19 protein-coding genes and 1 pseudogene are annotated in these 21824 nt (G+C 71.8%); 9 read left to right on the forward strand and 11 right to left on the reverse strand.

The features are described from left to right. Positions 1-36 precede the first annotated feature (36 nt). Positions 37-1566, forward strand: a complete 1530-nt coding sequence (locus OG521_04805; protein WUW20144.1) for an amino acid permease — start codon at positions 37-39, stop codon at positions 1564-1566. 55 nt (positions 1567-1621) lie between these two features. Here OG521_04805 and OG521_04810 read toward each other — a convergent pair whose 3' ends face one another. Next, positions 1622-2392: a sulfite exporter TauE/SafE family protein gene (locus OG521_04810; protein ID WUW20145.1), complete on the reverse strand. Its 771-nt coding sequence runs from the start codon at positions 2390-2392 to the stop codon at positions 1622-1624. Between the two features lie 137 nt (positions 2393-2529). On the opposite strand from OG521_04810, the gene OG521_04815 reads away from it, so the two are divergent. From OG521_04815 to OG521_04840, 6 genes are all read left to right on the forward strand, one after another. Next, complete coding sequence (locus OG521_04815) at positions 2530-3684, forward strand: substrate-binding domain-containing protein (GenBank protein ID WUW20146.1); 1155 nt, start codon at positions 2530-2532, stop codon at positions 3682-3684. Between the two features lie 102 nt (positions 3685-3786). After that, the gene (locus OG521_04820; protein WUW20147.1) at positions 3787-5145 is read left to right on the forward strand and encodes a sugar ABC transporter substrate-binding protein; all 1359 of its coding nucleotides are present in this window, start codon (positions 3787-3789) and stop codon (positions 5143-5145) included. Between the two features lie 47 nt (positions 5146-5192). Next, positions 5193-6185 (forward strand): sugar ABC transporter permease, encoded by a 993-nt coding sequence (locus OG521_04825; protein WUW20148.1) that lies wholly within the window; start codon positions 5193-5195, stop codon positions 6183-6185. After that, positions 6182-7057 carry a carbohydrate ABC transporter permease gene (locus OG521_04830; protein ID WUW20149.1) on the forward strand — a complete coding sequence of 292 codons (876 nt, stop codon included), beginning with the start codon at positions 6182-6184 and terminating at the stop codon, positions 7055-7057. The genes OG521_04825 and OG521_04830 overlap by 4 nt, the downstream gene beginning before the upstream one ends. 39 nt (positions 7058-7096) lie before the next feature. Beyond that, positions 7097-8137 carry a hydroxyacid dehydrogenase gene (locus OG521_04835; GenBank protein ID WUW20150.1) on the forward strand — a complete coding sequence of 347 codons (1041 nt, stop codon included), beginning with the start codon at positions 7097-7099 and terminating at the stop codon, positions 8135-8137. Then, on the forward strand, positions 8134-10044 hold the full coding sequence (locus OG521_04840) for a DUF2264 domain-containing protein (GenBank protein WUW20151.1): 1911 nt from the start codon (positions 8134-8136) through the stop codon (positions 10042-10044). Before OG521_04835 ends, OG521_04840 begins: the two co-directional genes overlap by 4 nt. A gap of 76 nt (positions 10045-10120) precedes the next feature. Here the strand turns inward: OG521_04840 and OG521_04845 are convergent, their stop codons facing one another. The 9 genes and pseudogenes from OG521_04845 to OG521_04885 form a co-directional block, all read right to left on the reverse strand. After that, positions 10121-10753, reverse strand: coding sequence for an LUD domain-containing protein (locus tag OG521_04845; protein ID WUW20152.1), 633 nt, complete (start codon positions 10751-10753; stop codon positions 10121-10123). Further along, positions 10750-12291 carry a LutB/LldF family L-lactate oxidation iron-sulfur protein gene (locus tag OG521_04850; GenBank protein WUW20153.1) on the reverse strand — a complete coding sequence of 514 codons (1542 nt, stop codon included), beginning with the start codon at positions 12289-12291 and terminating at the stop codon, positions 10750-10752. The genes OG521_04845 and OG521_04850 overlap by 4 nt, the downstream gene beginning before the upstream one ends. After that, positions 12288-13055 carry a (Fe-S)-binding protein gene (locus OG521_04855; GenBank protein WUW20154.1) on the reverse strand — a complete coding sequence of 256 codons (768 nt, stop codon included), beginning with the start codon at positions 13053-13055 and terminating at the stop codon, positions 12288-12290. The genes OG521_04850 and OG521_04855 overlap by 4 nt, the downstream gene beginning before the upstream one ends. Before the next feature lie 191 nt (positions 13056-13246). Continuing rightward, positions 13247-13978: an FCD domain-containing protein gene (locus OG521_04860; GenBank protein WUW20155.1), complete on the reverse strand. Its 732-nt coding sequence runs from the start codon at positions 13976-13978 to the stop codon at positions 13247-13249. Positions 13979-14118: 140 nt separating this feature from the next. Beyond that, the gene (locus OG521_04865) at positions 14119-15162 is read right to left on the reverse strand and encodes an LD-carboxypeptidase (GenBank protein ID WUW20156.1); all 1044 of its coding nucleotides are present in this window, start codon (positions 15160-15162) and stop codon (positions 14119-14121) included. A 58-nt stretch (positions 15163-15220) separates the two neighbouring features. Continuing rightward, positions 15221-15604, reverse strand: a complete 384-nt coding sequence (locus tag OG521_04870; GenBank protein ID WUW20157.1) for a DUF4440 domain-containing protein — start codon at positions 15602-15604, stop codon at positions 15221-15223. A gap of 73 nt (positions 15605-15677) precedes the next feature. Further along, positions 15678-16850: a beta-lactamase family protein gene (locus OG521_04875; protein ID WUW20158.1), complete on the reverse strand. Its 1173-nt coding sequence runs from the start codon at positions 16848-16850 to the stop codon at positions 15678-15680. Positions 16851-17014: 164 nt separating this feature from the next. After that, the gene (locus tag OG521_04880) at positions 17015-17794 is read right to left on the reverse strand and encodes a crotonase/enoyl-CoA hydratase family protein (protein ID WUW20159.1); all 780 of its coding nucleotides are present in this window, start codon (positions 17792-17794) and stop codon (positions 17015-17017) included. A gap of 117 nt (positions 17795-17911) precedes the next feature. Continuing rightward, positions 17912-18280 (reverse strand): annotated as a pseudogene (locus OG521_04885) (cytochrome P450). A gap of 507 nt (positions 18281-18787) precedes the next feature. On the opposite strand from OG521_04885, the gene OG521_04890 reads away from it, so the two are divergent. Beyond that, the gene (locus OG521_04890; GenBank protein WUW20160.1) at positions 18788-19684 is read left to right on the forward strand and encodes a DUF2510 domain-containing protein; all 897 of its coding nucleotides are present in this window, start codon (positions 18788-18790) and stop codon (positions 19682-19684) included. A gap of 107 nt (positions 19685-19791) precedes the next feature. Further along, complete coding sequence (locus OG521_04895; protein ID WUW20161.1) at positions 19792-20094, forward strand: hypothetical protein; 303 nt, start codon at positions 19792-19794, stop codon at positions 20092-20094. Here the strand turns inward: OG521_04895 and OG521_04900 are convergent. Next, entirely contained in the window at positions 20079-21791 is a 1713-nt protein-coding gene (locus OG521_04900; GenBank protein WUW20162.1) for a hypothetical protein, read from the reverse strand. The genes OG521_04895 and OG521_04900 overlap by 16 nt on opposite strands. Positions 21792-21824: the final 33 nt, after the last annotated feature.

Here is a 21824-nt window from a genome sequence, read left to right on the forward strand (position 1 = left end):
GTCCCGTTCCCCCTTACCGCTCACGGAGGTCCTTCCATGTCCCTATCCACCTCGACCCAGCAGGGTGCCGAGGCCCCCGCACCCAAGGACGAGGAGCAGCGGCTGCGCGAACTCGGCTACCAGCCGGTGCTGGCGCGCCGCATGGGCGGCTTCGGCAACTTCGCCATCAGCTTCTCCGTCATCTCGATCCTGTCCGGCTGCATGACCCTGTACGGCTTCGGCATGTCCACCGGCGGGCCGTCGGTGATGCTGTGGGGCTGGGCCGGGGTCGGTCTGTTCGTGCTCTGCGTCGGCATGGCGCTCGCCGAGGTCACCAGCGCCTATCCGACGTCCGGGGCGCTGTACTACATGGCGGACCGGCTCGGCGGCCGCAAGTGGGGCTGGTACACCGGCTGGCTGAATCTGCTCGGGCTGCTCGGCGCGATCGCCGGCATCGACTACGGTGCCGCGCTGTTCACCGGTGCGCTGATGAACCTCCAGTGGGGGTTCTCGCCCACCCCCGGCAAGACGATGATCATCTTCCTCTGCATCCTGCTGCTGCACGCCGTGCTGAACCTGTTCGGTGTCCGGCTCGTCAGCGTGCTCAACTCGATCAGCGTGTGGTGGCACCTGGCCGGTGTCGCGGTGATCGTGTCCGTACTGGCGATCGTGCCCTCGCACCACCAGTCGCCGTCGTTCGTCTTCACCGAGTTCGTCAATGACACCGGCTGGGAGAACCCGCTCTACGTGGCGGCGATCGGCCTGCTGCTGGCGCAGTACACGTTCTGCGGCTACGACGCCTCCGCCCACCTGTCGGAGGAGACGTCGGACGCCTCCGTCTCGGCGCCCCGCGGCATCGTCCGGTCGATCTGGGTGTCGTGGCTGGCCGGTTTCGTGCTCCTCGCTGGGCTGACGTTCGCGATCCAGGACTACGCGGGCACCCAGAACAGCGCCACCGGAGTGCCGCCGGCCCAGATCCTCATCGACGCGCTGGGGACCTCGGGCGCGACCGCGATGCTGCTGATCGTGATCGCCGCGCAACTGTTCTGCGGCAACGCCGAGGTCGCCGCCACCAGCCGGATGGTGTTCGCCTTCAGCCGCGACAACGCGCTGCCGGGCTCCTCGCTGTGGCGCAAGGTGAGCGCCCGTACGCAGACGCCGGTCAACGCGGTGTGGCTGTCGGTGATCGTCGCCGGGGTGCTCGCCCTGCCGTCGCTGTACTCGGCGACCGCGTACGGCGCGGTGACCGCGATCAACGTCATCGGCATCACGCCGGCGTACGCGATCCCGATCTTCCTGAAGCTGCGCGCGGGTGACCGCTTCGATCGCGGGCCGTGGCACCTGGGCCGCTGGTCCAAGCCGGTCGGCTGGATCGCCGTCACATGGGTCGTGATCGTCACCGTGCTGTTCCTGCTGCCGCAGAAGTCGCCCGTGACGATCGACTCGATGAACTACGCCTCGATAGCCCTGGTCGCCGTGCTGGTCCTGGCGACCGTGTGGTGGTTCGTCGCGCGTCGCTCGTACGGCACCCCGTCGGCGTACGGAAACGCCCGTGAGCAGGCCGAGATCGAGGAGGGCATCGTCTGACCGACGCCCGGTCCGCTCGGCGGCCCTCCCGGATCCCCGCGGTCCGGGAGGGCCGCTACGGGTTCAGGAGCAGTTGCAGACCGCCCAGCACGGTGGCGCCGATGACCAGTCGCTCGAACAGGGTCTGGTTGATCCGGTCCACGCACTTCCGGCCGATCCAGGCGCCGGGCACGACGAACAGCAGCATGCAGGCGTCCAGCAGCAGGGACCGGCCGTCGATCAGCCCGAGGCCCACACTGAACGGCACCTTGGACGTGTTGACGATCAGGAAGAACCACGCCGACGTGCCGAGGAAGCCGAGTTTGCGGAACCCGGCGGAGAGCAGATAGAGCGACATGACGGGGCCGCCCGCGTTCGCGACCATGGTCGTGAAACCGCCGAGCACTCCGTAGGAACGGGCCTTGACCCGCTCGGCCGCGGTCGGCGGTCCGGTCCCGGCCTCCGGCTCCTCACCGGCCGTCGCGGTCCGGCGCCGCCACATGGTGACGCCTGCCATGAACAGCAGGATCGCGCCGATCGAGGTCCGGACGGCAGCGTCGCCGGCCCACATCATGAACAGCGTGCCGGCCACCACGCCCACCGCTACGGCGGGGAAGAGCCGCAGCAGGGTCGGCCAGTGCGCATGGCGCCGGTAGGTGAGCACGGCGAGCAGGTCACCGGCGATGAGGATGGGGAGCAGCACTCCGGTGGACTCGCGGGCGGGCAGTACCGCCGCGAAGACCGCGAGACTGATCGTGTTGGCACCGCTGACGGCCGTCTTGGAGAAGCCGACGAGCGCGGATGCCGCGGCCAGTGCCGCCAGTTGCCAGAGCGTAAGGGTGTCCATGCCAAGGGTAGATCGTAATATCTCTGATTTCCGGCTCTGCGGCTGCCCGGGCGGCGGCATGGTTATGCTGCGCTCCAAGCGCTCACACGAAGCGTTCAAACGAACAACGCGCAGCGTACGGCGAGGGGGCCAGCACCATGCGGGAGCCGGTGGAACTCAGGCGTCAGCGAATCCTGGCGGTGGTGGAGTCGCGCGGCGCGGTCAAGGTGAGCGCGCTCGCGGAGGAGCTGGCCGTCTCCGTCGTCACGGTCCGCCGGGACGTGGAGGAGTTGGCCCGGGCGGGGCGGCTGCGGCGGGGGCACGGTACGGCGCGGCCGGTGCGCGATCCGGCGGGGCCGCCGGCCGTTCCGTCGCCCCGGGCGGGTGAGACCCCGGGCGACGGGGGCGCGGTCGCCCTGATCGTTCCGGAGCGGCATTCGTACCTGTACGAGACGCTGCACGGCGCCCGGACCGTCCTGGAGGACGCCGGCATCCGCATCGCCCTGCACATCGCACCGCAACTGGCGGGCGCCGAACGGCCGCTGGCGGAGCGGGCGCTGGCCGACGGGGCGCGCGGGCTCCTGATCGCCCCGCGCTGGCGCAGCGCCGAGTCCGAGGAACAGGACTACGGCTGGCTGGCGGACGTGGGCGTGCCGACCGTGCTGATGGAGCGGCGGCCCCGGCCGGGCAGCGCCCTGCACGCCCTGGACTCGGTCTGCTCCGACCACTGGTACGGGATGCACCTCGCGGTGGAGCACCTGCTCTCGCTCGGGCACCGCCGGATCGTGCTGGCCGCCCGCGACGACAGCCCGACGGCGCGCACACTGCGGGCGGCCTTCGCCGACATCGCGGCGGCGCGGCCGGAGGTGGCGGACTGGCCGGTGGTGCTGAGTTCGCCGGACGCGGTGCCCGGACCCGGGCCTTCGGGGGCCGGACAGCAGCCCGCGGGGGCCGTGCCGGAGGGCGCCCCGCTCGATCTCGCCGCGCTGCTGCGCGAGCGCGGCGCGACGGCCGCGGTGCTGCACGGTGACGTGGACGCGCTGATGCTGGTGCAACGGCTGGCCGAGAGCGGGGTCCAAGTGCCGCGGGACTGCTCGGTCGTGGCGTACGACGATGTGGTGGCCGCACTGGGCAGCACCCCGCTGACCGCGGTGTCCCCGCCCAAGGCGGACATCGGCAGGGCCGCCGCCGAGCTGCTGCTGCACCGGCTGTCCGGGGCGCCCGGGGCGGCGGGGCCGGTGCGCAGGACCCAGTTGCTGCCTGCGCTCAAGGTCCGCGGATCGACGCAAGCGATCACCCTTGCCACGGACTGAGCGTTTGACCGCTTCAATTTTCTTCTGAGCGATCTATTGACCGCTATCGATCAGCCGATCAGGATTCCCCGTGTCTTGAATCAGGAGCCGCGGGAGGCGCCCATGCCCGGTCGACAGAGCCGTCGATCCGTGCTCGCCACGATGACCGCACTACCGCTGGCGGGTGCCATGAGCGCCTGCAGCACCGGTTCATCGGGGTCGGACAGCACGAGCAGAACCAGCACCGCCGGCAGCAGGGCCGGCCGCAACGCCACGCACATCACGTTCTGGTCCGCCCTGCGCGGGAGTCAGGAGGTGGTGGACGCGTTCAACCGGACGCACGACACGATCCAGGTCGACTTCCAGCAGATCCCCTCGGGACCGCAGGGCGGTTACGCGAAGCTCAGCAACGCATCCCGGGCCGGGAACGCCCCGGACGTCGCGACGATCGAGTACCCCCAGCTCCCGGGCTTCGCCATCGACGGGGTCGCCCGGGACCTCACGGACCTGCTCACCGACCGCCTGCGGGCCGAACTGCTGCCGCAGGCCCTGGCGCTGACCACGTTCGAGAAGCGCGTCTTCAGCGTGCCGCTCGACGTCGAACCGATGGTGATGCACTACCGCACCGACCTCTTCGCCGAGTACGGCATCGAGGTCCCGCGCACGTGGGACGCCTTCGAGGAGGCGTCCCGCACGGTGCGCACCAAGGCGCCCGGACGGCGGCTGACGGCCTTCGCGACGGACGGGGCGTTCCAGTTCGCCTCGTTCGCCTGGCAGGCGGGCGCCCGGTGGTTCGACACCGGGGGCGGCGCCTGGAACGTCTCGCTCGCCGACGAACCGACCCGCCGCGTCGCGGCGTACTGGCAGCGGATGATCGACCAGGACCTGGTCGTCATGACCCCGGTGGACAGCAGGTCCTACGACGCCCTGCTCAGCACCGGCAAGGTGCTGACCCGGCTCAGCGGTGCCTGGGACGCCGGGGCGCAGATGAACGCCCGGCCCGGCCAGAAGGGCAGGTGGGCCGTCGCACCGCTCCCCCAGTGGAACGCGGGCGACGCCTCCCTCGGCACGCACGGCGGATCGACCTTCGCGGTCACGAAGGACAGCCGGCACCCGGAGCAGGCGCTGGAGTTCATCGAGTGGCAGGTCTCGCACCCGGACGCGCTGCGGGCCCGGCTCTCCAGCGGGGCCAGCAGCCAGTACCCGGCCGCCCCCGGCCTCGTCGCCGTCGGCCGCAAGGCCTTCGACCGCGGCTACTACAACGGCCAGGACATCTACACACTGTTCGAGCAGGAGGCGCGGAAGATCGGGAACTGGACGTGGGGGCCGCGGATGACCGCCACGCAGAAGGTCATGCAGGACGGCTTCGCCCGGATGAAGGGCGGCCAGGGCTCGCTGCTCGACTCCGTGCGCGCCGCCCAGCGGGGCACCATGCCCGACCTCAAGGCGCTCGGTCTGTCCACCACCGAGCACAGTGACTGAGCCGTGAACCCTCCCCCTTCCCCGCAGCAGAGAGGCAGGTGACTCCCATGACCAGCCCCCTCACCACCGCGGCCTCCGCCCCCGCGCCAGCCGCCGCGGCGCCCCGGCCGGCCACGTCCCCGCGCGCCGCCCGCAAGTCGGCCCGGCGTCGCGAACTCGGCGCGGCCGGCGCCCTGATGACCCCCTTCTTCATCCTTCTGGTGACGGTCTTCCTGATCCCCGTCGGGACCGCCGTCTGGCTCAGCTTCTTCAGCGACGACCAGCCGGGACTCGGCTTCGGGCCGGAGCGCACGGTCTTCGTCGGACTGCGCAGCTACACCGCCGTCCTGACCGATCCGACGTTCCTGAGCGGTCTGGGCACCGTCGTCCTGTACTGCGTGATCTACATCCCGGTCATGGTGATCGGCGCCCTCGCGCTGGCACTGCTGCTGGACTCCGGAGTGGTGCGGCTGCGAACCTGGGCGCAGCTCGGGCTGTTCCTGCCGCACGCCGTACCCGGGATCATCGCCGCCGTCATCTGGCTCTACCTCTACACACCGGGGCTGAGCCCGGTGGTCGACCTGCTCGGCAAGGCCGACATCACGATCGACTTCCTCGGTGTGCACACGGTGCTGCCGTCGATCGTGAACATCGCCCTGTGGAGCAACCTCGGCTACAACATGGTGGTCTTCTACGCCGCCCTGCAGGCCGTGCCGCGCGAGGTCATCGAGGCGTCCGTCGTCGACGGCGCCGGTCCCGTCCGCACGGCCCTCCAGGTCAAGACTCCCCTGGTGCGCTCGTCGGTCGTGATGGTCGCCATGTTCACCCTGATCTTCGCGCTCCAGCTGTTCACCGAGCCGATGCTGCTGAGCCAGTCGACGCCGATGATCAGCTCGCGCTTCTCGCCCAGCATGTACATCTACGACGCCGCGTTCACCCGTAACAACTACGGTCTGGCCGCCGCCGCCTCGGTCGTCCTGCTGGTCTGCACGGTCGCGCTCTCCTACGGCGTGACCCGCTGGACCAACCGCTCCAACGCCTCCGAGGAGGACGCCCGATGAGCGCGACGAGCCCCACCCGTGCCGCCGCCACCCTGCGGCCCCGGCTCCTGGGCCGTTCCGTCGTCAACGTGGTCGTCGGCATCTCCGTGCTGTACACGCTGCTGCCGGTGCTGTGGCTGGTGCTGGCTGCGTCCAAGGACCGCGACGCGCTGTTCGGCAGCGACGTCCTGTCGCTCGACCACTTCTCCTTCGCGCAGAACATCAAGGACCTGTTCGCGATGGACGGCGGTCTGTACACGCGGTGGTACGGCAACAGCCTGCTGTACGCGGTCCTGGGCGCCGCTCTCGGTGCGCTGGTGAGCATCGCCTGCGGGTACGCCTTCGACAAGTACCGCTTCGCGCACAAGGAGAAGCTGTTCGGTCTGGTGCTCGCCGCGGTGATGGTGCCGCAGACCGTGCTCGCGCTGCCGCTCTATCTGATGGCGTCGGGCACCGGATTGGTGAACACCTTCTGGTCGGTCTTCATCCCGGTGCTCTTCAACCCGTTCGGCGTGTACCTGGGCCGGATCTTCAGCCAGGGCTACGTGCCGAACGAGGTGCTCGAAGCCGCCCGGGTGGACGGGGCGGGCGAACTGGCCACGTACTTCCGGGTCGCGCTGCGGATGCTCGGTCCGGGTCTGGTCACCGTGTTCCTCTTCCAGCTCACCGCGATCTGGAACAACTTCTTCCTGCCCATGGTGATGCTCTCCGACCAGGACCTGTATCCCGTCAGCCTCGGCCTGTACACGTGGAACAGCGCCGCCACCGTCTCGCCCGAGTACTACCCCGTGGTGATCATGGGTTCGCTGCTCGCGGTCCTGCCGCTGATCCTCGCCTTCGCGCTGCTGCAGCGCTTCTGGAAGTCGGGGCTCACCGCGGGCGCCGTGAAGTAGCCGGAACCGTGTCCCCGCCCTACCCGGACCAGGAGAGAGATGACCGGCACCACCCCCGCCCAGGCCGATGGGAGGCGACGGCCGCGCGCCGCCGTCGCCATGCGGCCCGACACAGCGACCGCCCTGCTGAACGCCCCCTCGCTCGCCGCGCTCTCACAGGTGTGCGACCTCGCGCCGCTGCCCGTACTCGACGACTTCACCACCGACCGGGCCCGTGCCGTGCTCGCGGACACCGAACTCCTGGTCACCGGCTGGGGCTGTCCGCCCCTGGACGCGGCGGTGCTCGCCTCCGCACCCCGGCTGCGCGCGGTCGTGCACACCGCGGGCACCGTCCGCGGGCACATCACCGACGCCTGCTGGGAGCGCGGCATCGAGGTGTCCTCGGCCGCGGCCGCCAACGCGCTCCCGGTCGCGGAGTACACCGTCGCGATGATCCTGCTCTCCGGCAAGCGGGCGCTGGAGCGGGCGCACGCCTACCGGTCGGAGCGCCGCCGCGACGACTCGCTCACCACCTCACCCACCCTGGGCAACTACGGCCGGACCGTGGGCATCCTGTCCGCGTCGCTCATCGGACGCCGGGTGATCGAGCTGCTGCGCCCCTACGACCTGCGGGTGCTCCTCCACGACCCGTACGTCTCCGACGCGCAGGCCGCGGAGCTCGGTGTCGAGGCGGTCGGGCTCGGGGAACTCTTCGGGCGGAGCGATCTGGTGAGCGTCCACACGCCGCTGCTGCCCGCCACCCACGGCCTCGTCAGCCGTGAACTGCTCATGTCCATGCGCCCGGACGGCGTGCTCCTCAACACCTCGCGGGGCGCCGTCGTCGACCAGGACGCGCTCGTCGACGTCCTGCGCACGAACCGCATCCGGGCGGTCCTCGACGTCACCGCCCCCGACACGCTGCCCGCCGGCCACCCCCTGTGGGAGTGCGAGAACGCCCTGATCACCCCGCACCTGGCGGGCTCCCAGGGCAACGAGTGGCAGCGGCTCGTCGACCTGGCGGTGGGCGAGGCCGAACGCTGGGCCGCGGGCGACGGATTCGCCCATCCCGTACGACGCGAAAGGCTGGCCTTCCTCGCATGACCGATCCGCACCCGAACTCCCCGCTGGAACTCCCCGCCGACGACCGGAGCGCGAGCCCGGTCACCGGCTACACCCGCGCCCACTGGGAGGCCGCGGCCGACGGTCTGCTGAAGGCCGCCTGGCAGTGGGCCACCCCCGGCAGCGCCCTGCTCGACCTGCCCGGACGCCCGTCCGCCTCCGGGGTCCGCTCGGACGGCCTGGAGGGGTACGCGCGCACGTTCCTCGCCGCCGCCTTCCGGGTCGCGGGCGCGGGCGGCAAGGACCCGCACGGCTGGCTCGACCGGTACGCGGACGGGCTCGCGGCCGGTACCCGTACGCCGGGCCGGGACGACGCCGAGTCCTGGCCGCTGATCCTCGACCACACCGTCTTCGGCCAGCCCATGGTGGAGTCCGCCTCGGTCGCCATCGGGCTGCGGCTCACCCGGCCGTGGCTCTGGGACCGGCTGGACCCGGCGGTGCAGGACCGCGCCGAGGAGTGGCTGCGCGGCGCCCTGCGGCACGTCCCCGCACCGAACAACTGGTACCTGTTCCCCTACTCGGTGGCCGGGTTCCTGGAGTCGGTGGGCCGTGGTGACGCGGAGACCGCGCGGGCCAGGGAGCGGGCCCGCGACCTGATGGAGGTCTGGTACCGGGGCCAGGGCTGGTACGCGGACGGCGACGGCCGGGCCTTCGACCACTACAACGGCTGGGCGCTGCACCTGTACCCGGTGCTCGACGCCCATCTGTCCGGCGACGCGGAGCTGTCCGCGCACTACGGGGCGCGGCTGAACGAGCACCTGGAGAGCTTCTCGCTGCTGTTCGGCGGGGACGGGGCGCCGATCCACTTCGGCCGTTCGCTGACATACCGGTTCGCGGCCGGTGCGGCGGTCGGGCTCGGCGCGCTCACCGGCCACACCCCGCTCACGCCGGGCGCGTCCCGCCGGGTGATCAGCGGCTCGCTGCGCTACTTCCTGGACCGCGGTGCGACCGGCACCGACGGGCTGCTCAGCCTGGGCTGGCACGGCCCCCACGAGGCGACGCTCCAGCCCTACTCGGGCCCGTCGTCCCCCTACTGGGCCTCGAAGGCCTTCGTCTCGCTGCTCGCCCCCGCCGACCACCCGCTGTGGACGGCCACCGAGGAGCCGGCGCCCAGCGAGGGACCCGACCGGGTGCTCGCGCTGCCGGCCCCGGGTCTGCTGGTGCAGTCGACGCGGGCGGACGGGATCGTGCGGCTGCACAACCACGGCAGCGACCATGTCCGGCCGCACGAGGGCGAGTCGGCCGCCGAGGACGATCCGCTGTACAGCCGTCAGGCGTACTCGACGGTCACCGGTCCCACCGCCCGGGCCAACGTGGCGGACAACCACCTGTCCGTGATCGTCGCGGGGGCCCGCAGCCGCCGCCGCGCGATCCGCCCGCTGGGCGCGGGCGGCGGCGAGGGCTGGGGCTGGGCCGCCTCCTGGCACCGCCCGGTCTTCCCGAGCGGCGCGCCGACGGAGCCGGGCCTGCGCGTGGAGAGCGTGACGGTGGTCCGCGGCCGGTACGAACTCCGGGTGCACCGCGTGCTCGGAGCGCCGCCCGGCGCCCGGGTCGAGGAGACGGGCTGGGCGACCGGCCCCGAGTCCGCGGTCACGTCCGCGCTGCACGGTCTGCACGGCTGGGACTCGCGCGACGAGGTGCGCGCCCCGCAGGGCACGGCGTACACACCGTGGGCGGTGCTGCCCCGGCTGAACGCGGCCGCCGAGGGCACGGTGGTCCTGGCGGCCCTGGCCTCGCTGAGCGCGGAGCCGGGTGCGGACGGGCTCGACGCACTGGACGCGGTGGTGAGCGGGGTGAACGTCGACGGGGACACGGTCGAGGTCTGCTGGGCCGAGGACTCGGCGACGACCCGGATCGCCTTCGGCCCGGTGACGGTCACGCACGGCTGACGACGCGGACGGGGGTGCGCACCGGCGCACCCCCGTCCGTCACCTCACACCTCCGTCGCGTCACACGTCCGTCGCCTCAGGCGTCCGTGCGGATCACGACCGCCAGGGTCCGCGGGCCGTGGACGCCCTCGACCCGTTCGAGCTCGATGTCGGAGGTGGCCGAGGGGCCGCTGATCAGCGTCGTCGGCCGCTCCGGCACCAGCCGCGCGACCGCCTCCGGTACGCCCACCTCGACCGTCGACAGATCGACCACGCAGACGTGCAGGTCGGGCACGAGTGACAGGGCGCGCCGGCCCTGGTCGGGCGAGCCGTCCAGGAAGATCGTGCCGGTCTCGGCGCAGCCGGCGGCCGATGCGGTGACGACGCCGTCGAGGGCGTCGAGCCGGGGCGCCGGGATGTCGGCGGAGTCCTGCCGGACCTCCCCCTCATAGGCGGTCAGCCATGCGGGATCGAGCCCGGCGGGCACCCCGATCCGGCCGGCTCCCCGCTCCCTCAGCACCTCGGCGACGACCTCGGCCGTACGGTCGGCGGTGCAGGGGTGGACCTGGGCCTTGTAGTCGACGAGCCGGTCGGTGAACAGGGCGAGGCGCTCCGCGTCGGGCAGGGTGCGCCCGGTTCGGTAGTCACGCGGGACGGGCGTGTCGGCGGCGGGTGCGAGGGCCAGGGCGTCCCGGACGCGGCCGAGCACCGTTTCGCGAGCGGTCGTCACTTCTCCTCCTCCTGCTGCTGGTTCTGCGCGTACTCGTCGGCGGCGGCCCGCATCGTCGCCGTGCCCTCGGCCGAGGCGAGCCACGAGCGGAAGGTCTCCTTGGGCGGGGCGGGGGTGTCGCGGCTGTCGCTCCAGCCGTTGAACGGCGGCGGCAGGTGGGAGATCTTCCCGTCCTTCCCGGCGAGGGCACGGCCGAGGCCGGACGCCTTCTGCGCGGCCGTGAACAGCTTCGGCTTCCTCATCACTCCGGCCGCCGCCTTCATGGCGAGCTTCTCGGCCGTTGTACCGGACTGTTCGGTGTGCTGGTGGCGCAGCTCGACCAGGAGCGACGGAATGTCGATCTTGACGGGGCAGGCGTCGAAGCAGGCGCCGCAGAGGCTGGAGGCGTACGGCAACGAGCTGTTGGGGTCGTCCTTGGCCTCGTGCATGCCGGCGAGCTGCGGGGTGAGGACCGCGCCGATGGGGCCGGGGTACGTCGAACCGTAGGCGTGGCCGCCGGCCCGTTCGTACACCGGGCAGACGTTGAGACAGGCCGAGCAGCGGATGCAGTTGAGCGCCTCGCGGCCGATCCGGTCCGCGAGGGCCGCGGTGCGTCCGTTGTCAAGCAGCACGAGGTGGAAGGTCTGCGGCCCGTCGCCGGGGGTGACTCCGGTCCACATCGAGGTGTACGGGTTCATCCGCTCGCCGGTGGAGGAGCGCGGCAGCAGCTGGAGGAAGACCTCCAGGTCCTGGTAGCGCGGCAGCACCTTCTCGATGCCCATGACGGTGATCAGGGTGTCGGGCAGGGTCAGGCACATCCGCCCGTTGCCCTCCGACTCGACGACGGACAGGGTGCCGGTCTCGGCGATGCCGAAGTTGGCTCCGGAGACGGCGACCTTCGTCGTCATGAACTTCTCGCGCAGATAGGCGCGGGCGGCGGCCGCCAGGTGGGCGGGGACGTTGTCCAGGGACGGGTCGACGCCGGGGATCTCCTTGAGGAAGATCTCCCGGATCTCGTCCCGGTTGCGGTGGATCGCGGGCACCAGGATGTGCGAGGGCTTGTCGTGGGCGAGCTGGACGATGAGCTCGGCGAGGTCCGTCTCGTACGGGGTGATCCCGATCGATTCGAGGTGCTCGTTGAGGCCGATCTCCTGGGTGGCCATCGACTTGACCTTGATGACCTCCTTGCTGCCGGTCTCCTTGATCAGCCGGGCGACGATCTCGTTGGCCTCGCCGCCGTCCCGCGCCCAGTGGACGGTGCCGCCGCGCTCGGTGACCTTGCGCTCCAGCTCCTCCAGGAGTTCGGGGAGCCGGTTCATCGTGTCGGTCTTGATGGCCGATCCCGCGTCGCGCAGTTCCTCCCAGTCGGGCAGCTCGCCGGTGACGTTGAGGCGTTTGGCGCGGATGGTGTGGGTGGCCCTGCCGAGGTTGCGGCGCAGCTGCTCGTTGCCCAGGTCGTCGTGCGCCGCCGCGGGGAACTTCCGGTCCCCGCGCAGATTGCCGGTTCCGTACGGGGAGCGGGGCGGGGTCACGGGCATGCCGAGAAAGGTGTTGCTCATCGGACGGCCTCCGTCGGGACGTGCGGCGAGGTGCGGGTGGAGGAGAGGATCTGCGCCAGGTGCAGGGTGCGGGTGCCGGACCTGATCCGGGAGAGCCCGCCGCCGATGTGCATCAGACAGGACGAGTCGCCGGCGGTGCACACGGCGGCGCCGGTGGTCGCGATGTTGCGCATCTTGTCCTGGAGCATCGCGGTCGAGGTGTCGGCGTTCTTCACGGCGAAGGTGCCGCCGAAACCGCAGCAGGCATCGGCCTCGGGCAGCTCGACGAGGTCGATCGAGTCGACGGCCCGCAGCAGCCGCAGCGGCTTGTCGCCGACCCGGAGCATGCGCAGGGAGTGGCAGGTGGGGTGGTAAGTGACCCGGTGCGGGAAGTACGCGCCGACATCCGTGGCGTCCAGCACGTCGACGAGGAACTCGGAGAGCTCGTACGTCTTCGCCTTCACCGTGGCGACGCCCGCGCGCAGCGCCGCGTCGCCGTAGCGTTCGGCGACGATCTCGTGCTGGTGGCGGACCGAGCCCGCGCAGGAGCCCGACGGCATGACGACGGCGTCGATGGAGGCGTCGCCGAACTGCTCGGCGAAGTTGCGCACCAGGGGGACGGGCTCGCGCTGGTAGCCGGTGTTGACGTGCATCTGGCCGCAGCAGGTCTGGCCCGGCGGGAACACCACGTCATGGCCCAGGCGGGCCAGCAGCACCGCGGTGGATTTCACCGCCTCGGGGAAGAGCGTGTCTCCCAGACAGGTGGCGAAGAGTCCGATGCGCATGGTTCTCCCCGATCAGTTCTCGGCGTGATGTCCGTACGGGTGGTGCCCGTGCAGGTGATGTTCGCGCGTTTTATGGTCCGACCATACTATCCTCAAGCCGGAACCCGGAAGGGAAGGCACGCGAAAGCCGCCGTGGCACCCGGGCAGGGCGGCCACGACGGCTCAGGTCAGGAACGAGGCAGCGGGGAAGGTCAGGTGGCGGTCTTCTCGTCGACCAGTTTTCCGTGCAGTCCCCGGATGTGCGCCTCGACGAGGTCGGCGGCCCGCTCCCCCTCGCCCGCCCGGACCAGGCCGAGCAGTTCGGTGTGGTCGGCGTTGAGGGCGGCGGCGGTGGCCGGCCAGTCGTCGGCGGCCTCCAGGGCGCGCAGGATCAGCGGCCGGACCGATTCGCGCACGGCGGAGGTGAGCGTGGAGGTCAGCTCGTTGCCGGAGCTGCGGGCGATGTGGACGTGGAAGCGGGTGTCCAGGTCGTTGAACTCGGCCACATCGACGTCCGGCTCCCCCATCCGTACGAGCAGCGCCTCGGCCTCGTCCAGGCCCGCCTCCGACGCGTGCCGTGCGGCGGCCTCGAAGCTGGACCGCTCCAGCACGACGCGCGCCTCCAGGACGTCCTCCAGGCTGTAGCTGCCCAGGGCGAAGTGGAGCCGGAGCAGCCGGCCGAGCGCGTCGTCGGGATTGCGGACGATACGGGCCCCGGCGTCCGGGCCCCGGCCCGGCTGGGCGACCAGGACACCGATCGTCTCCAGCACGCGCAGCGCCTCGCGCAGGGCGGAGCGGCTCACTCCGAGGACGGGGGCGAGCTCCCGTTCGGGCGGCAGCCGGTCACCGGCCTTGAGATCACCGTCGAACACCCGCTGCTCAATGCTCTGGAGCACCAGCTCATGCGTGCGCGACTGCCGTACGGGCTGCCATTCGACGGGCATCCGCCACCCCCTGCCCCGGCCGGAGCCGTTCCGTTGCCGACCAGTCCTGTCCGAATCTCCCACTATGTCACACACGGCATGTGGTCGGACCAGAAAGCCGCCGCAGGAAACGGACCCGTCCTGCTGTCTCCCCCGTCTGCCTAGTACGTCACCACGACCCGGCGGGCCACACCGTCCACCCGCACCTGGCCGCCGTACGGGATGATCAGCTGCGGGTCCGTGTGGCCGAGGTCGACGTCCAGGACGGCCATCGTGCCGGGGGCGTACTCGTTCAGCGCACGCAGCACCGCCTCGCGCTGCCGCTCGCGGTACCGCTCCCCGGCCCCGGGGTCCAGGGGCTGCTCGAAGGACCAGTTCTTGGCCCGGCCCATCAGCAGCGCGGGGAACCGGCGCAGGAGTCCGCGCTCCCCCATGTTCCGCAGGATCCGGTAGACCTCGTCGGCGCTGATCATCTCCTCGCTGGTTTCGAGGAACAGCACGCGGCCCTCGTACTCGGCCGCCGGACGGATCTCCCGGTCGGCCATCAGCATCCAGGACAGGATCTCCAGGTTGCCGCCCCAGCTCGCCCCCTGGACCACACGGCCGGCGTTGTGCCAGGTCCAGCCGTCGGCGGGGCGCATGCGGGGTTCGTCGTCGAAGGTGCGCGGGTCCTCCCAGCGGCCGTTGACGCTGCCGCTCTCCTTCGCCGGCGTCAGTTCGTGGTCGTCGCGGGTGAACAGTGCCGCCCGCAGCGACTCGGCGGTCAGCGGGTGCAGGGCGCCGGGGCGGCCGAGCTCGACCATCACCGATCCGCCGTGGTAGCCGACGATGCCGAGGCTGTCGAGGAACACCAGGAGGTTGATGTTGTCGCTGTACCCGAAGAAGGGCTTGGGGTGGGCCCGCAGCAGTTCCCGGTCGAGATACGGGAGCACGGTGATCTGGTCGTCCCCGCCGATGGTGGCGATGACCGCCTTGATCGACGGGTCGGCGAAGGCCGCGTGGATGTCCGCGGCGCGCTCCTGCGGGGTCGAGCCCATCTTCCGGGTGCACGGATACTCCACCGGCTCCAGCCCGAACTCGTCCCGGAGCCTGCGCAGGCCGAGTTCGTACGGCAGCGGGAGGATGCCGGGGAGACCGGACGAGGGGGACAGCACGGCGACGCGGTCGCCGGGCACGGGCTTGGCGGGATAGCGGGGTTCCGTCATCCGTTGAGCCTAATCAGCACCCCGCGCACTGTCCCCCGGATTGTCGCCGGGCCCGGGGTCACCCCGTCCAGGGTTCACCGGTCGGCGTGCCCTGGTGGAAGTACATCCGCCAGCGCGCGTCCGACCGCCGCCAGAGCGAACTGCGCCTGACCCGGAAGCCGTTGCGTTCGGTGACGAACGTGAGGTGGACGAGGTCCGGGGCCAGCAGCACCCCGGTCATCTCGACGGCCACGCTCGGTCCGGCGTTCTCGTCCACGGCCGAGGTGACGTCGAGGATCGACGTCCGGTCGTAGCGCCGCCCGGACGCCCCGAACTCCACGAACTCCGGGTCGAGAAGTTCCGTCACCACCTCGGGCGACGCGCGCACGACCGGATCGAGCAGACGCAACTCGCCGTCGACGGCTGCCTGCACGGACCGCTGCTCCTCATCGCTTCCGCTCATGCGTGAACCCTAGGCGCAGAGGGCCGGGCGTGCACGGACCGGCGGCCCCCGTCGGAGGCGGGCCGGGCGCCTGTCAGGACACGCCCTGAGACCGGGCGCGGCACAGTTCCTCGTCCACGAGCCTGCCGATGGCCGCCTGGGTGTTCTCGCCGCCGTCACTGGTCGTGTACACCACGGCGGTCCGGGTCCCGTCCCGGGTGCTGCCGCTCCAGGTGTGATAGCCGAGGAGTTCACCCGGGTGCCCGAAGTAGCTGCCACCGCAGGACAGGGTGATCTCGCCCAGCCCGAGTCCGTACCGCACGCCCAGCTCGGGGGCGTCCACGGTGGTCGTCATCTCCCGCAGTTGCGCCGGAGCCAGCAGCCGGCCGCCGAGCAGGGCGGCGTAGAAGCGGTTCAGGTCGTGCGCGGTGCTGATGATCGAGCCGGAGCCGACCGCCATGCTCGTGTTGAGCTCCGTGACGTCGATGCCGATACCGGCGCCGGCGCCCGCTCCGAAGGTGGCGTAGCTGTGGGCGTGCGGCCCGGGGACGGACGGGGAGGTGCCTGGCGTACTGGTGCCGCTCAGACCCAGCGGGCTGATGATCCGCGCCTTCACCTCGTCCTCCCAACTCCGGCCGGTGACCCGGTGGATGATCATCGCGGCGAGCGTGTAGTTGGTGTTGGAGTACGACCAGCCCTGTCCGGGTCGGAACGTGCGGCGCTTCCGCATCGCCAGGGCCACCAGTTCCTCGGGGGTGTAGGTGCGGAACCGCTCGGCGCGGTAGCCGGCCGCACTGTTGAGCGAGGCGATCTCCGGGAGGATGTCGGGGATGCCGCTGGTGTGCTGCAACAGCTGCCGTACGGTGATCCGGCGGCCGTCGTTCCCGTTGCCCCGGACCACGCCCGGCAGCCATCGTTCGACCTTGTCGTCCAGGGACATGCTTCCCTCGGCGACCAGTTGCAGGACGACCGCCGCGGTGAACGTCTTGGCGGCGCTGCCGATCCGCATCCTGCCGTTGTGCGGCATCTGCCGTCCGGTGCCCGGCTCGGCCGTCCCGGCGCGTGCGCTGTCCCGGCCGTCCGGCGACGTCACCTCGGCTTGGACTCCGACGGCCCCGCTGTCGTGGATGGCGTCCACCTGCCGCTCCAGCGGACCGGCCTGCCGCCCCGTCGCCCCGGCCGCCGACGCGGTCGACGGGGCGAGCAGCGCAGCGGTGACGCCGGTCAGGGCGAGCAGCCCTCTCCAACGCCTGGATGACACACGCATGGTGATTCCCTTCCGGGTCCGGATTGCCTGCGTCCCTCATCCCACCAGCGCTGGGCGAAGGGACCCATCCGGCTGTCCCCCGGCATGCCGGTGCGCTGCCCCCACGACGAGGCGTGGGGATACCCCCCGTTCGCGGCTCCGGCCCCCGTGGCGCGAGCGCCCGCTCAGTCGGTGAACGAGCCGTGGCGGCCGGCCCCGCGGCTGAACCGGGCGGCCCCCGCACCGGTCTCACCTGCCGTCAGGGGCACCAGACCGTGCCGGAGCTCCGCGGCGAGGGCGTCCGGTTCACTCAGTCCGTGCTGTTCGCGGACGGAGAGCCGGTCGTGGCGCAGGCACAGCTGGGGGAACCCGGCCATCTCACGGGCGAGTTGCTCCGCCGCCTCCCGGGACTCGCCCGTGGGGACGAGCCGGTTGACGAGCCCCATGCCGTACGCCTCAGGGGCCGGTACGGCCCGCCCGGTGAGGATCATGTCCAGGGCCCGGCTCTCACCGATGAGGCGCGGCAGCCGTACCGTGCCGCCGTCCACCAGCGGCACACCCCAGCGGCGGCAGAACACCCCGAAGACGGCGTCCTCCTCGGCGACCCGGAGATCGCACCAGGCGGCCAGTTCGAGGCCGCCGGCGACCGCGTGCCCGGCGACGGCGGCGATGACGGGTTTGCCGAGCCGCATCCGGGTGGGGCCCATCGGCCCGTCCCCCTCGGCGGCGACCGTGTTGCCGCGCGCGGTGCCGATCGCCTTGAGGTCGGCGCCGGCGCAGAACGTGCCGCCCTCGCCCCACAGCACGGCGACCGCCGCATCCGGATCGGCATCGAACGCACGGAAGGCATCGGCCAGTTGGCGGGCGGTCGGGCCGTCCACCGCATTGCGCACCTCGGGGCGGGACAGCACCACCGTGAGCACGGGGCCTTCTCGCTCGATCCGTACGGCGTCGCTCTCGCTCATCGTTCGCCCTCCCACGGGTGCCGGTCGGGCCCGGCGGTGGACCGTGCGCCCGCCGTGCCCCGCTCCCGCGAACCGTACGGGAGGCGGGAGCGGGGCACGGCCCGCGCCGGTCTCCGCTCAGACCGCCGCTGCGACCTCCGCCGGCCGCAGGATCACCGGCAGCCGCTGGAAGCCGTTGGCGATGAAGGAGGCCTGCGGGACGAGTTCGCTCACCGGGACGGCGAGGGCGAGGTCCGGGAAGGCGTCGAACAGCGCGCGCAGCGCGATGCCGGCCTCCATCCTGCCCAGCGGCGCACCCAGGCAGAAGTGGACGCCGTGCCCGAACGCCAGGTGGTCCGAGGACTCCCGGGTGACGTCGAACTCGCAGGCGGTGTCGCCGTGCACGGACGGGTCGCGGCCCGCCGCGCCGAACGCGAGGAGGATCGCGTCGCCCTTCCTGATGCGGACGTCGCCGAGGTCGATGTCCTCGACCGCGTAGCGCAGCGGGGGTCATCCGTTCCTCGAACGGGAGCAAGGGGACGGGGGTAACAGACCATCGGCGAGGGCGACTTCGGCCACGGGCCGGCGGTGGTCCGCACAGCGCGCCCGACGGCTCGTCAGCAGGGCGTCACCACAGGGCAGTTCGCGGATGCGAAGCGTGGCACCTCGCGGGCGGGAGAGGAGTCCCGTCGGGCTGTTCACCGAGCCCCCGGCAGGGACTGGCGGAACACCCCGGGGCGGGACATGGCGACATCTTCCTTGGCAGCACGCGGGCGGGGCGGATCGACGGATCGACACTTCGGAGTCACCAGCCACGCGGAGCGACGTGTCCGAACACTTGGTGACTACGGACAAACATGCTCATGGCAAGGCATTGATAGCAATATGGCAGAGCAAAATGCCGAAGATACTGATCACAGGAAGCGGCTCAAGCCCACCCATGCCCCACATGTCGGACGGTCGTCGTTCTTTCGGTTCATAGGATTCTCACGCAGCCGGGCTACGGTGGCGGGCGTGACGCAGACGAGCCCGCCCGGCTGGCATCCAGACCCCGGGTACACAGGATTTGGTCCCATCCAGGAACGCTGGTGGGACGGCACTCAGTGGACCGATCAGCTCCGGGTCCCGCCGGCCACGCTCCGCAGCCGCCGGATACGCATCGGCGCGGGCATCACCGCGGCCGTGGTGGTCCTCGCCGCCATCGGCGGCGGTGTGTACCTGCTGAACGACGATTCCGGCACGACGGAGAACACGGCCACGTCCCCGTCCGCCTCGCCCTCCCCCGCGCCCAGCCGGCAGCCCGGCGCCCCGGGCGGCAGCGGCGGCAACGGCGGCGGCGGTGAGCAGTCCCCCGAGCAGCAGCAGCCGCCGGCCGAGGACGGCTACGCGACGGACATGGCGAGCGGCATCAGCATCCCGGTCCCCGACGGCTGGAAGGGCGAGTCGGGGATGGGCGCGGGCGTGACCACCGGCACCTACAAATGCCCCGGCGACAGCGGGGAGAGCTGTGTACGCGGCGGAGTGTTCTCCGTTCCGGCCGCGGCGCTGAAGCTGACCACCAAGACCGCGAAGGCCACGGCCGAGAAGGACATCGCGGCCAATGCCGAGGAGTCGTACGGCGAGAAGATCTACGGCGGCATCACCTCGCACCAGGAGCTGAAGTCCGAGGCGGTCACGGTGGCCGGCCAGCAGGGCTACCGGGTGCGCTGGAAGGTGGTGACGAAGACCGGCGACGACGGCTACGTCGAATCGCTGGCGTTCCCCTCGCCGCACTCCCCGGACCTGCTGATCGTGCTCCGCTCGGGCTTCGACATCAATCCCAAGGCACCCGCCCTGTCCGTCCTGGACACCATCACCAAGGGCATCAAGGCCGCCTCGGGCGCGGGCTCGGGCCCGGGAACGAACGCATAGGGCGCGCTTCGCCGGCCGCCCCCGCACGGCCCGGGTGAGTACCCGGGCCGTGCGTTCTGAGTACGTCACCCGATCCCGCACCGCTCCGCCGTTGCTGGAATGGAGCCATGGCTCCCGACGCACCCCGCCCCCGCATCCAGCAGGTGACCAGCACCGGCACCACCCTGGCCGTCACCTTCGCCCCGCTGGTGATCGGCGTGCTGCTGGCCCGCACCATGGCCCTGGACCCGATGAGCCACGTGAACGCGCTGATCACCCGCACCGGTCACGGCCCCGGCGTCTCGCCCGCCCAGTGGCGCGGCTGCGGCAGGAGCGCGCTGCGCCGGTGCAGGACGCTGACACCCCGGGCCCGGCGCGGTGTGCACCGGGCAGCGGGCGCGGTCCTCGGTCTCGCTCAGCCGAGCCGGTAGACGAAGGACGGCCACGGCTCCCCCGTCATCCGCCGCCAGGCCGCGCCCGTCCCTTCGGCGTCCCGGTCACGCGACCGCGTGAAGGCGCTGACACATCCCGCGTGGACATCGGTCAGCGCGGTGCGCCCGGTGAGTTCCCTGAGCCGGCGCAGGGCAGCCACCGCCTCGTCGGTTCGGCCGGCGCCGAGGTGGCCGTCGGCCGCCGCGCCCAGCGCCTTGCAGAGCGCGGACTGTGCGGCGGCGAGCCCGGCCCCGTGCGCCGTCGGGTCCCCCGTCTCCATGAGTTCCCGCAAGACCGTCTCGGCCTCCTCGAAGCAGGCCGCGGCCCCTTCGTCGTGCGCCGCCCGGTAGCGGGCCCGGCCGAGGATCCGCAGCCGGTCGGCGACCAGCGGGCGGACCTCTTCCCCGCCGGACCCGGCAAGGCGACGTGTGATCGCCAGCCCCTCCTCCCCAGCCGCCATCGCGCCGGTGGCATCGTCCGTCATACGCCGCCGGACACTGAAGTTGGACAGCATCCGGGCCAGCTCTCCCTCGTACCGGAGGGGATCGCGCCGGACGGCACGACGGCAGAGTTCCACACCGCGTTCGGTGACGGCGACGGACTCGGGGCCCTCCCCGTCGCGGGTGTGGCACCGCGCGAGCGAGTCGAGGGCGGCGGCGAGTCCGGGCCCGTGCTCGTCCGGGTCCGTGACCGCCAGGCGCTCATAGGTTCGGACCAGTTCCTCGCTCACCACCCTCTCCTCGGCGTGGGCGTCCAGTCGGTCGAGGTGGTGGGCCAGGCAGTCCAGGGCGAGCGCGAGCACCGGCTCGCCCACTGCCGGGTCACTGACGCACAGTGCCCGGCTGCATGCCACGGACTCCTCTGCCGTGGCGCGCCCGCCGGACAGGTCTCCGCCCGCACCGACGCACCATGCCAGGTCGATGAGCAACGCGGCACGCAGCAGCCCGACTTCCGGGTGGAGCCACGGAACGAAGGGAGGGACGCACTCCCTGAAGTCGTCGCCCACTGCCACCGCGTCCCCGAAACGGCCGAGCACGCGCAGCCCGCCGATCAGTTCGGCCAGCACCCTGCTCCGGAGCACGACCAGCCTGGCCTGTCGCCACACGGACAACGTCCGCAGCAGTTCCGCACACTCGACGTAGACCGTCACGGACTCCGCTGTGCGCCCGGCCCTGCCGAGGACCCATGCCTGCGCACGCAGAGCGGCGGCTGTGCTGCCCAGGGAAAGGTCGGCCCGCCGGGGCACCGCGGACCTGTAGGCGGCCACGCTGTCGCGGGCGGCGACGAGCGCCTCGTCGGCCCGGTCCAGCCGGGCCAGCGCGTAGGTCCTCATGAGGTGGCCGAACGCGGTCCGCTGCGAGGGAACGTGGGCGTCCGGGGCCGTCAGGGAATCCTCGGCCGCGGCGAGCGCCTCCTCGTATCTGCCTGCCTGAAGCAGCAGTTGGGCGTGCAGAGCGAGCGAACGGGCGAGCAGGCCAGGGGCACCGGACCACGCACGGAACACGGCGGCCCGGGACAGGGCAACGGCCTCCTCGCACCAGGCGAGCCGTCGCTCCAGCGGCGGCGGCCGGCGCAGCGTCCCGTGGGACGAGGAGCACCGGAGCAGCGCGGCCGCGAGCAGCGTCCCGCCTCGCCGGCGCCCGTCCCGTCCGGCCACCGGCCGAAGTACCGGCAGAAGCATCCGGACAGCTCTCATGGCGCTCCCCCTCGCACGTGGCGTGTCAGGGGT

It is taken from the genome of Streptomyces sp. NBC_01463 (assembly GCA_036227345.1).
Lineage (GTDB): Bacteria > Actinomycetota > Actinomycetes > Streptomycetales > Streptomycetaceae > Streptomyces.

Coding starts and splice junctions, on each gene's coding strand:
- OG521_04820 (WUW20147.1), top strand. CDS start 3,787: ATGCCCGGTCGACAGAGCCGTCGATCCGTGCTCGCCACGATGACCGCA.
- OG521_04825 (WUW20148.1), top strand. CDS start 5,193: ATGACCAGCCCCCTCACCACCGCGGCCTCCGCCCCCGCGCCAGCCGCC.
- OG521_04855 (WUW20154.1), bottom strand. CDS start 13,055: ATGCGCATCGGACTCTTCGCCACCTGTCTGGGAGACACGCTCTTCCCC.
- OG521_04840 (WUW20151.1), top strand. CDS start 8,134: ATGACCGATCCGCACCCGAACTCCCCGCTGGAACTCCCCGCCGACGAC.
- OG521_04875 (WUW20158.1), bottom strand. CDS start 16,850: ATGCGTGTGTCATCCAGGCGTTGGAGAGGGCTGCTCGCCCTGACCGGC.
- OG521_04815 (WUW20146.1), top strand. CDS start 2,530: ATGCGGGAGCCGGTGGAACTCAGGCGTCAGCGAATCCTGGCGGTGGTG.
- OG521_04900 (WUW20162.1), bottom strand. CDS start 21,791: ATGAGAGCTGTCCGGATGCTTCTGCCGGTACTTCGGCCGGTGGCCGGA.
- OG521_04860 (WUW20155.1), bottom strand. CDS start 13,978: ATGCCCGTCGAATGGCAGCCCGTACGGCAGTCGCGCACGCATGAGCTG.
- OG521_04880 (WUW20159.1), bottom strand. CDS start 17,794: ATGAGCGAGAGCGACGCCGTACGGATCGAGCGAGAAGGCCCCGTGCTC.
- OG521_04870 (WUW20157.1), bottom strand. CDS start 15,604: ATGAGCGGAAGCGATGAGGAGCAGCGGTCCGTGCAGGCAGCCGTCGAC.
- OG521_04810 (WUW20145.1), bottom strand. CDS start 2,392: ATGGACACCCTTACGCTCTGGCAACTGGCGGCACTGGCCGCGGCATCC.
- OG521_04895 (WUW20161.1), top strand. CDS start 19,792: ATGGCTCCCGACGCACCCCGCCCCCGCATCCAGCAGGTGACCAGCACC.
- OG521_04805 (WUW20144.1), top strand. CDS start 37: ATGTCCCTATCCACCTCGACCCAGCAGGGTGCCGAGGCCCCCGCACCC.
- OG521_04835 (WUW20150.1), top strand. CDS start 7,097: ATGACCGGCACCACCCCCGCCCAGGCCGATGGGAGGCGACGGCCGCGC.
- OG521_04830 (WUW20149.1), top strand. CDS start 6,182: ATGAGCGCGACGAGCCCCACCCGTGCCGCCGCCACCCTGCGGCCCCGG.
- OG521_04850 (WUW20153.1), bottom strand. CDS start 12,291: ATGAGCAACACCTTTCTCGGCATGCCCGTGACCCCGCCCCGCTCCCCG.
- OG521_04865 (WUW20156.1), bottom strand. CDS start 15,162: ATGACGGAACCCCGCTATCCCGCCAAGCCCGTGCCCGGCGACCGCGTC.